The sequence below is a fragment of the Anaeromicrobium sp. genome (genome assembly GCF_025210435.1).
Taxonomy (GTDB): Bacteria; Bacillota; Clostridia; order Peptostreptococcales; family Thermotaleaceae; genus Anaeromicrobium.
In genome coordinates, this window is the sequence record NZ_JAOART010000039.1 from 17318 (window position 1) to 27795 (window position 10478).

Here is a 10478-nt window from a genome sequence, read left to right on the forward strand (position 1 = left end):
CCCATTACTTGTCAAATAATTTGTCAACTTCTTCATTAGGCCTAGGTATTACATTTATGGATATTACCTCTGCCATATTTCCAGCTGTAGCCTTTCCATTCTCAATTGCCGATCTTACTGCTGCCACGTCTCCTTCAATAACAACTGAAATGACTCCAGAACCTACTAAATTAAAATCCTTTATCCTCACATTAGCTGTCTTTAGCATAGTATCTGCTGCTTGTATTGCAGCTACCTTGCTCCTTATCTCAAAAAATCCAATTGCTTGCCTCATATACAAGCCCCCTTATTCCTTTAAATTGGGGAAATATTTTTCTATGTCTATCTTTTCGTATCCAGGAATTATTGCCTTATTAAACTTCACTCCATTTTCTCCTAATGGTTTTGTGGCATCAATGCCTATCTTATCAGTAATGCCCCTCATATTATGAGAAGGGTCTAGACCTGACCCTTGAGCTCCATTTATTATGACCAGATCCCTTGATCCTTGAACCCTAGTGGCAAGAGCTCCCTCCATATCATCTTTATTAAAAATGTCTATATCATCATCCACCACAATCACGTGCTTCAAATCCTTATTACTTCCAAGGGCTCCTAAGATAACCCCTTTTCCATCTCCCTCTTCCTTCTTTTCTATTGAAACAATTCCATGGAATCTACATCCACCGCCAATGGTTACGTTTACATCTTTTACCTTAGCAAATTTCCTAACATGGGTGTATAGTTCAACTTCCCTTATGAGTCCATTTGAAAGGTGTTCTTCTCTACAAGGAAAGGAAACTTGAAAGATTGGATTATTTCTAAACATAATAGCTTTAACTTCTATAACAGGATGGTTAGCCACCTTACCATAGTATCCCATTAGTTCCCCAAAGGGCCCCTCCTCTACCTCCCTGTTATGAGGTATAATCCCTTCAAATACTATCTCACCATGGGCAGGTACCTCTAAATCTATAGTATGGCATTTAACTAATTCTAGGGGTTCTTCCCTTAAAGCACTGTCCACTTCATATTTATCAACACCATAAAGCTCACTGCTAATTTGTGATGCTAAAAGAAATGAGTAATCATAGCCCAGTATTACAGCAACTTCCATATCTTTTTTCTTTTCCTTTAGTTCCTTTAATTGATTTGTAAACATGGGTGATGCAATTAAAATACTCAGATTATCTTTACCATTTACCTGAAGCCTTCTTATGGAAGTATATCTTTTTCCCGTTTCAGGATCTTTTATTATTACTATGCCCGCTGTAATAAATGATGATGAATCATTTTCATGAAATGTGGGTATGGGAAAAGTTTTTGATATATCTATATTTCTAGTGATGATATTTTCTTTTATTGGTCCGTCTTTAATTAGTTTAGTCCCTTTAGGATTTGTTATTGCATGCATGAATTTAAAAATTCGTTTTTCATGATTTGTACCTAACATGTGATAAAATATATTCCTATCTCCAAACAAGCCTCCTATAATGGATACATTACTTCCTCGTATATTATTAAATAGTATGGGTTTTTTATTTCTAAAGTGTTTAAGGACAGCTCCTAGTTCAAACTTTGGATCTACTTCCTTATCACATATTAAAAGTTTTCCACTTTTTCTCAGTTTTTCTAAGTCTCCTCTTAACATTTGCCTTTCCATTTAATCACTCCTATAACAAAGGCATCTTTGGCACCTTGTTAGCTCATAACTATTCTTTCCATTTAACGGCCTACTTCCATCTTTCAAAAAGATTTGCTTCTACACCTAGTTGGTCTAAGACTCTGCCCACCATAATATTCACTAAATCACCTATTGTTTGGGGCTTATGGTAAAACCCTGGAGCGGCTGGAACAATTTTTACCCCTATCTTAGCTAGCTTTAGCATATTTTCAAGATGTATTACACTAAGAGGAGTCTCTCTTGGTACTATAACCAACTTTCTACTTTCTTTAATAGTTACATCTGCTGCCCTGTGGATCAAATTTAAACTTAGGCCATTTGCAATGGCACCTAAGGTATTCATGGAACAGGGTATTATTATCATTCCATCAGATTTAAATGAACCACTAGCTACAGGGGCTGCTAAGTCATGGATTTCATGAAAATAGGTTGCCATTGACTTTAATTCATCCATATCTATATGACACTCATGCTTAGTAACATACTCTCCCATCCTTGACACAATTAAATGGGTTTCAATATTTAGTTGTTCAAGAGCCTTAAGGAGGGCTACTCCATACAAAGAGCAGCTTCCTCCTGTCATGCCAACTATTATTCCCATAGTTTTTGTCTCCCTCTATTTAACCTTGTTTTCCCTATCTCCTCCACCAGTCCATGGATCAAGGCCCTTCTCCCAAGATTCAATATATTCATCAATGGACATTACCTTTGTAAATATACTTAAATCATTTAATCCATATTCATGCATTTCTTTAGTTTTTGATTCACAACCATCACTTAATGTGATAACCTTATAAGCATTATATAAGGCATCAGAAGCAGTACTTCTTACACATACATTAGTCCAAACCCCTGTAACTACTACCGTATCAATATTTTCCTCCCTTAAGTACAGATCAAGATCAGTATGAGCAAATCCACTATGTCTTCTCTTAGGAACTATATACTCATCTCCCTGAGGATAAAGTTCCTTTATAAAGTCTGATCCCCATGTGCCCTTAACCGCATGGACAGGTCTAACTCTAAAGTCCGCATCATTCTTTCTATGGGCCTCTTGAATATGAACTAGATGAATATCATCATTTTCTCTTTCTCTAACCCATTTAAATAGTTTTTGTAAGTTAGGTATAATATTATCCGCTCCTGGACATCTAAGTGAAGCCTTTTCCCCAACAAAATCATTCAACATATCTATTACTAATATGGCATGTCTTGGCATATTAATCCCTCCAAATTTAATTTATATTTAAAGAATCAGGTTAACAATTAATGGCCCTTCTTTTTTCCTAAAATTAAAAACCACCAACTATTAACCCCAATTCCTTATATCTTAGTACTTAATAGTCTTATCAAGCTTTTGGATACTTTGTCTTCTTATGAATTCTCCATATCCTTCTTCTCCAACGATTCCAGATTCGTCATCATAAACTAGTCTACCTCTAACTATTGTTTTAACTGGCTTACCCTTTAATTTGTAACCATGGAAAGGAGTATACTTAGCCATTGTATACATTTTGTCCTTATCTATAGTCCATTCCTTTTCTAAATCTATGATGGTAAAGTCAGCATCTGATCCAATAAACATGGCTCCCTTCTTAGGATATATTCCATAGTGCTTAGCTGGGCTACTACAAAGTACCTCTACTAATCTACTCAATGATAATCTTCCCTTGTTATATCCTTCACTTACTATAATTGGAACCATGGTCTCAACGCCTGGAATTCCTGGGAAAGAATTCCATATGTGCATTCCTTGTGCTTCTTTCTCAGTAGCTATTTCATATGGAGCATGGTCTGTGGCCACAAAATCTATCCTGCCATCTTGTAATGCTTTCCACTGTTCTTCGTTATCATCCCTAGTTCTAAGTGGAGGAGCAATTTTTGCAAACTGTTTAAATTCTGTCATTGCATCCTGATAATTTAAAGTTAAGTAGTGAGGACAAGTTTCAGCAGTAACATCTAGTCCCCTTTTCTTTGCATCTCCTACCAGTTTAGCTCCTACTCCCGTACTCATATGGACTATATGTAGTCTAGCTCCTACTTCTTCAGCAAAGCTAATTCCTAGCTGGATGGCAACCTTTTCAGCTAAGGCCATTCTTGCTTCAGCCCAGGCAGGTCCATCAGTTCTTCCTTCTTTCTCAAACTTCTTAACATAAAAATCGCACATGGCAAAATTTTCAGCATGTATTCCTATTGGAAGTCCAGTTTCTGCTACAGCTCTAAAGGCTTCAAGCATTTCAGGATCAGTAACCCTTGGATATGTTGGCACTGAAGGAGTCATATAAACTTTAAATGCTAAAACTCCATAGTCAGCTTGTTCTTTCACATTATGAAGCCACCCATTTCTAACATCTTCTCCAGTAACTCCTCCCCACATACCATAGTCAACTATTGCCTTATTCTTTATGGCATTAAGTTTATGTTCTAAGTTTTCTACACTTCTTACTGATGGTACAGAACAACATGGCATATCAACTATAGTTGTAACTCCACCACTGGCTGCCGCAGAAGTTCCAGTTAAAAAGTTTTCCCTATGGGTAAATCCAGGGTCATTTATATGGGTATGAGAATCTATGCATCCTGGTAAAGTAAGATATCCCCCTGCATCTATGACCTTTTTAGCACCAATTCCATCTAAATCTAATGTGAATCCTACTATTTTTTCATCCTTCACTAATATATTTGTAAGAACTGTATCGTCCCCCTGTGGTATACGTGCATTTTTTACGATTACATCATAATTCATTATTAAATCCCCCTTATCTTTAATTTTTTAATATATGTATAATTTCCCCTTAATCCATCAAGTGTGTCTCTAAAATTTGACCTTTTCTAAAATTCTCAAGACCTAATAAATACTCTAAAGAATTTAATAAATGATCTAATTTAACAGGACCAACTAACTCAGAACCAGTAACTGCAATACCATATCTGGCTGCTTCTTGTTTCACAAAATTGAAAGTTCTATATAAAGGTGTCTTTGAACAATCAAACATATTCATAGATACAACTACGCCTTCCCTTTCAGGGAATTTGATTCCTACTGCTCTTACTGTTGAAAATCCTCCACTTGGACCTCTCACAGCCTTGGCTATCTTTTTAGCTAACTGAACATTTTCCGTATCTAAAAACACATTATATGCGGTCAACCCCTCAAGATCAGCACTCAAAATAGTAGCTCCTGCAGTTGGATGGAGTTTAGGAGGACCCATATCAGGCTTTCTTTCATCAATATGTGCCACTTCTTTCAAACCTTCATATTGTCCTTTTCTAATAAATGATAGGGCTTTTCTTTCCTCACATCTTGCATTTAATCCTGAAAAATATAATGGTACTCCACACTTTTCATAAAGTTCTAAAGCTAAATCTTCTATGTACTCTTTGCATTCTTCTATGGAAATATTCTTAAATGGGAAAATAGGAATAGTGTCTTGGGCCCCTATCCTAGGGTGAGTTCCCGATTGTTCTTCCATATTTATTAGCTCATAGCTTTTACTTGATAAATTAATGAGTGCCTCCTTAAGGGGTTTAGGCTCACCTATTAAAGTTACTACTGTTCTATTGAAATCATGTTCTGGTTCATAGCTTACAAGTTTTACCCCTTCTATGTTTCTAACTTGATCAACTATCGCTTCAACCACTTCTTTTCTTCTTCCTTCACTGAAGTTTGGAACTGCTAAAATATATTGTCTTTTATCACTCATATATATGTCCTCCTTTGCCTTGAAATTTCATAATTATTCTTTCTCTATAGATTTATTATTTATAAACTTACTTCGTATGTGCCTATTTCAGGAAACGATTGAAATTTTTTTCCCTTATAGTCAAGTTACTATATACGGCAAAGTTCATAATTCATAAATCCATATTAAATATTTAGTTAAAAATTCATTAAAATATGATAAATAACCTTTGTGCATATTCTATGAACAGGATGCAATGTTCAGAATTTTCCATCAGTGTTTTTTGTATGATTTTTACAAGGGATTTTTATACATAGTAGTCAAATATAGTAAATAATATACTAGCTTAAACAAGGAGGAGTAATGGAGATGGGATTGAGTTTAATTGACCTTTCACAGGAAATATTTCAAGGAATGTCTGTTTTTCCTATGCATCAACCTACTTTTATAATGGTTAATATGACCCATGAAGAAAATATGAAATTAACAGGAAGTAAAACCCTAGGTTTTTCTGCAAGAAATTTACTTATTAGTGAGCATGGTGGTACCCATAGTGATGGGGTATGGGAGTACAATCCAAGTGGTCCTACCATAGACAAAATGCCCATGGAATACTTTTGGGGAAGTGCCATCTGTATAGATTTATCACATATGGGACCAGACAAATATATAGAACCCGAGGATTTAGAAGAGGCTTTAAAAAATTCAGGTCAGGAAATTTTAAAGGGTGATATTGTTTTACTTTATACGGGCCATTATGATAGAAATTTTGGTACAGATAAGTGGCAAACGGAGTATACTGGCTTAAGCTACCAAGGGGCAAAGTGGCTAGCTCACATGGGAGTAGTAAATATAGGCGTTGATGCCCCCGCAATTGACCATCCTGATGATTTAGATTTCTCTGGTCATTTAATTTGTGGTGAATATCATATTTCAAATACAGAAAACCTCTGTAATTTAGACAAGGTGGTTAATAAAAGATTCCTTTATATGGGCCTTCCATTGAAAATCCGAGATGGTTCAGGCTCACCTATTAGGGCAGTGGCATTAGTAGAAGATTAACCCTGTTGATAAATGAGATAAGGCATATGAAAAAAATAATTCAAATAACCAGTGAAATGGCTAATTTATTTTTTTCATATGCCTAATTCTTAAAATTGCCTCTATAGATTTCGTAACACTAAGTTTTCTTTATACAGTAACTTGCCTACGAAGATAAATATATTGAAAATTTTTGGAACCCTGGAACGTCACAACATCCTATGCTACTTGGGCATGAGTCATGAACCTATATACGAAGATTCATACTTTCGATTGTGACAGAGACTTGGGTGAAAAAAATTTTCAATATATTTTCCTGAAATAGGCTCACATAAAACTGGTTTATAAATACGAAATCTATAAGTTCATATTCCCATAATTCTTTTTATTCTTAGGGCCGTTTCTAGATTAAACCTATCTGCCTCGTCATCTAAATTCATCTTGGTAATTTCACATATCCTATTGATCCTATATAAAATAGTGTTGTAGTGGGTATAAAGATGTTCAGACATTCTCTTAAGATTTCCGTTCATTTGAAAATAAACTTCAAGGGTTTTTACTAGCTCCGTATCCCTCTTTTCATCATATTCACATAAGGGAAGTAATGTGGATTGAAAAAATCTTTTCAACTCATCCCTTAAGTTATCATGACAAAGTATCTTATATATACCAAGATTATCAAAGTCAATGACCGTATCATTTATAAATGTTTTTCTTGCTTCAATTGCTTTATCAGCATCCTTAAGGCTCTTATAAACATTATCTATGCCCTTATATGGCCTTCCTATTCCAATACTATATTCAATAGAACCCATTTTTTCTTTAATTGACTTATCCATCTTCTGTACTAGGGTCTTTATCTTCCCCTTTATATTTTTGTTTTTATTCCACATGAACATGATAATTAGGCTGTCACCTTTATTTGTAATCAAATATTTATTACCTTCTTCTTTACAAATTTTGTTTATGAGATAAATTCCTTTGTCTTTATATTGATTAAAGTCATATTCATTCCCTATACCAGATGTTTTTTTATTAAAATATATATTTATAATATTAAAATATTTTTGTGGATCAAATTTATAATATTTTGCCCTTTCTATGGCCTTATCTTTTCTTATTTTATCTAGTGAAATAATGTCTTGAAAAAACTCTGCTGAATATCTATTTTCCACATCTTGAATTGACATTCTCTTTAAAAACTCTAGGGCTATAATGGTAGACCCAGTCTCCATTGATACAATATCAAAACTGGTTACACTTTTTTGTTCAGCCACAGCAATAACATGTCCATACACACTATTTTTTAGTATTATGGGAACCATTATAATTTCATAGGTTTCACCATTGATATTAAGATTAGATGAGTATGTCTTTGATAAATTCTTATTATATACATTGTTATTTATGAGTTTTTCAATTTCCATTGTAATTTCATGGTAATGGAATGGATAGAATTTATCATCATATATATACTCATCAAAATAGTTATTTGAAACTAGTATGGGCTTAGATAGGATTTTAGATAAAGTAGCAACAATGTCCTTAACTTCTCCACCGGTCAAAATAATATTCATTAAATTATTGTGTAAATTTTCAACCTTTTGAAGTAACATTCCTTGCCTATTAAATATTTTCTTAAATATTGGACCCATTATATCCGTAAAGGCTATTGCATAATCTAACTCTATAATTGGAAGCTTTAATTCATTTGCTAATTCTAACACCTCTTTAGGTAGCCTTTCTAAATAGGGATATATTTTTATTGCTATTCCAGCTAATTTTTTCTTTTTTAAAGACCTTATGAATTCCAGTTGTTTTTTCACTTCTACACTTTTAAAAAAATAGGCTGTAGTTAACAATAGTTCATCTTCACTAACCCAGTTTAAGATCTCAGAATCTGCCATAACATTTACTCTATAGATAACATTATTGTACCCTTCAAATCCAGCAATTAACTTACATTTCTTTAAACAATCCATTTCCAATGCTTCCTTAATAGAAATCCCCGTTTCCTTTAACAAACCCATTCCCCCTTATAAGATATGTATTTGTCAGAAATTTCTAAAAACCTTTTCCTTTCAAATTTATTTAATAAAGTTTTTTCCCTCATATATCTCCTTTTTTCCTTTTATTTATATATAATCTACAAATAAAATCCATTATTCATTCTTTATCAGCAGATTATCTTCATGATAATTGTAAATTTTTCATGAAATTTTTGTGTATATTCTACAATAAAAAAAGATTCGAAATTTCGAATCTTTTTTTATTAAGTCCTACTTTGCTACTACCCTTTCATCTATATATTCTTCTTTAAGAATTATATTAAGTATTAATGCAGTTATAGTTCCTGCACTTATCCCTGAGGAAAATAAACTCTTTAATCCATTAGGTAAGTGTTGTAAAAAATCAGGTCTTACAGTAACACCAAGACCTATTCCTATGGATATGGCTAATATAAGCATATTTCTATTGTTAAGTGGAATATTTTTAATAGTTTTTATGCCAGCAGCTGCCACAATACCAAACATTATAATACCAGCTCCACCTAATACTGGATTAGGCATTATGGCTATTAATGCTCCAAATTTAGGGAATAAACCTAAAAGTATAAGTATTATACCTGATATTATTACTACAAACCTACTTGCAACTTTTGTTAAAGGAATCAATCCAACGTTTTGACTAAAGGACGTATTTGGTCCTGCATTGAAAAAGCCAGCAATACAGCTTCCTACTCCATCTGCTAAAATACCTGCTGATATTTCTTCACTACTTAGTTCTTTCTCCGAAGCCTCACCAATGGCCATTAAACACCCTACTGTTTCAATAGTAGTAACTAAATATGCCGTTATAAAGGGGATTACAGCTGTTAAACTAAAGGTAACTCCATACTTAAAAGGTGTAGGTATTGCCATCCAATTTGCATCTTTAATAGGTGTAAAATCTAAAAGTCCTAAAGGGTAAGATATTACATATCCAAAAATCAACCCAAAGATAACTGCCGCTGAACTGTATATTCCTCCACCATATCTATTTAATAGCATGATTACGCACATAACCGATAGGGCAACAGAAAGATTAGTCAAGCTTCCATAGTCATCAGCTCCATATCCTCCAGCAGCCCAGTCAATAGATACAGGAAGTAGTGTTAATCCAATTAACATTACCACTGTGCCTGTTACTATTGGAGGAAAAAATCTACGTAAAGGTTTTATAAAACGGCTAAGAATAATTTCTACAAAAGATCCTAGTATTGTAGCTCCAAATATACCTGCCAATCCCATAGTGGACCCAACAGCTATTGATGGACCAACAAAGGTAAAATCTGTTCCCATTACACAGGCAACTCTTGCTCCTACTATTCCAATACCCCTTGCTTGGATAAAGGTAGCTATTCCTGCTGCAAATAGAGCTGCACTAACTAAAAAAGCTAGATCATTTACAGGTAAACCTAACACACCTCCCACAACTAGAGGTACTGCCACAATACCACCAAAGGCAGCCATAATATGTTGAAATGCTAAAAGAATACTAATTTGAATAGGTGGTTTGTCATCAATCTTATACATAATTTCCGAACTTGCTCTAACCCTTTTATTTCCCTCCATTACATACACCTCCAGATTTCTTAATTTATGTTACTAATCCCCCCCTTCTTTTCTATCTTCAACTAATTATTTCTCAATAATTATTAATTCATCCTTTATAAATACTTTATAAATACTTGTAGTAATATTCATAATTTATGACTATTACTACCATTTCCTCTAAGTTTTTTTATAATTTTAGTTTCCTATATTTTTGAAATCTTTTAATGTTTTTATAATTCATATAAATCCTACACAAAATAATTATTCAAATAAGTATCTTCACCCCTATAATATTGTAAATTGTCTATAATATGTTATTTGTTCACAATGGTTCTATGTCAATATATTAGACACAAAAAGTTGATGATAAGTCAAACGAGATTACTGCAATCCCTGAATTATTAAAACTTTTAGACTTAAACGGATGCATTGTAACCATTGATGCTATGGGTACTCAGAAGGAAATAGCAAAAGAAATTATTAAGGGTAAGGGAG

At 33.6% G+C, this 10478-nt stretch carries 9 protein-coding genes and 1 pseudogene; 2 read left to right on the top strand and 8 right to left on the bottom strand.

Annotation, left to right across the window (positions count from 1 at the left end):
- Positions 1 to 4: 4 nt before the first annotated feature.
- The 6 genes from N4A57_RS04685 to ftcD form a co-directional block, all read right to left on the bottom strand.
- Entirely contained in the window at positions 5 to 274 is a 270-nt protein-coding gene (locus N4A57_RS04685) for a BMC domain-containing protein (protein ID WP_293656432.1), read from the bottom strand.
- 12 nt (positions 275 to 286) lie between these two features.
- Positions 287 to 1642 carry a UbiD family decarboxylase gene (locus tag N4A57_RS04690; RefSeq protein ID WP_293656433.1) on the bottom strand — a complete coding sequence of 452 codons (1356 nt, stop codon included), beginning with the start codon at positions 1640 to 1642 and terminating at the stop codon, positions 287 to 289.
- A gap of 70 nt (positions 1643 to 1712) precedes the next feature.
- The gene (locus N4A57_RS04695) at positions 1713 to 2264 is read right to left on the bottom strand and encodes a UbiX family flavin prenyltransferase (protein ID WP_293656434.1); all 552 of its coding nucleotides are present in this window, start codon (positions 2262 to 2264) and stop codon (positions 1713 to 1715) included.
- Positions 2265 to 2279: 15 nt separating this feature from the next.
- Complete coding sequence (locus N4A57_RS04700; protein ID WP_293656436.1) at positions 2280 to 2882, bottom strand: cysteine hydrolase family protein; 603 nt, start codon at positions 2880 to 2882, stop codon at positions 2280 to 2282.
- A gap of 111 nt (positions 2883 to 2993) precedes the next feature.
- Positions 2994 to 4409, bottom strand: coding sequence for an allantoinase AllB (allB, locus tag N4A57_RS04705; RefSeq protein ID WP_293656437.1), 1416 nt, complete (start codon positions 4407 to 4409; stop codon positions 2994 to 2996).
- Between the two features lie 49 nt (positions 4410 to 4458).
- Positions 4459 to 5367: a glutamate formimidoyltransferase gene (ftcD, locus tag N4A57_RS04710; RefSeq protein WP_293656438.1), complete on the bottom strand. Its 909-nt coding sequence runs from the start codon at positions 5365 to 5367 to the stop codon at positions 4459 to 4461.
- A 348-nt stretch (positions 5368 to 5715) separates the two neighbouring features.
- Here ftcD and N4A57_RS04715 point away from each other — a divergent pair, with 348 nt between their 5' ends.
- Positions 5716 to 6408: a cyclase family protein gene (locus N4A57_RS04715; RefSeq protein ID WP_293656440.1), complete on the top strand. Its 693-nt coding sequence runs from the start codon at positions 5716 to 5718 to the stop codon at positions 6406 to 6408.
- A 344-nt stretch (positions 6409 to 6752) separates the two neighbouring features.
- On the opposite strand, the gene N4A57_RS04720 is transcribed toward N4A57_RS04715, so the two are convergent.
- Together N4A57_RS04720 and N4A57_RS04725 are read right to left on the bottom strand one after the other, a co-directional pair.
- Complete coding sequence (locus tag N4A57_RS04720) at positions 6753 to 8417, bottom strand: PucR family transcriptional regulator (RefSeq protein WP_293656442.1); 1665 nt, start codon at positions 8415 to 8417, stop codon at positions 6753 to 6755.
- 249 nt (positions 8418 to 8666) lie between these two features.
- The gene (locus N4A57_RS04725; RefSeq protein WP_293656443.1) at positions 8667 to 10001 is read right to left on the bottom strand and encodes a nucleobase:cation symporter-2 family protein; all 1335 of its coding nucleotides are present in this window, start codon (positions 9999 to 10001) and stop codon (positions 8667 to 8669) included.
- A 338-nt stretch (positions 10002 to 10339) separates the two neighbouring features.
- Here N4A57_RS04725 and N4A57_RS04730 point away from each other — a divergent pair.
- Positions 10340 to 10478: pseudogene (locus N4A57_RS04730) on the top strand (ISAs1 family transposase); the annotation flags it as partial.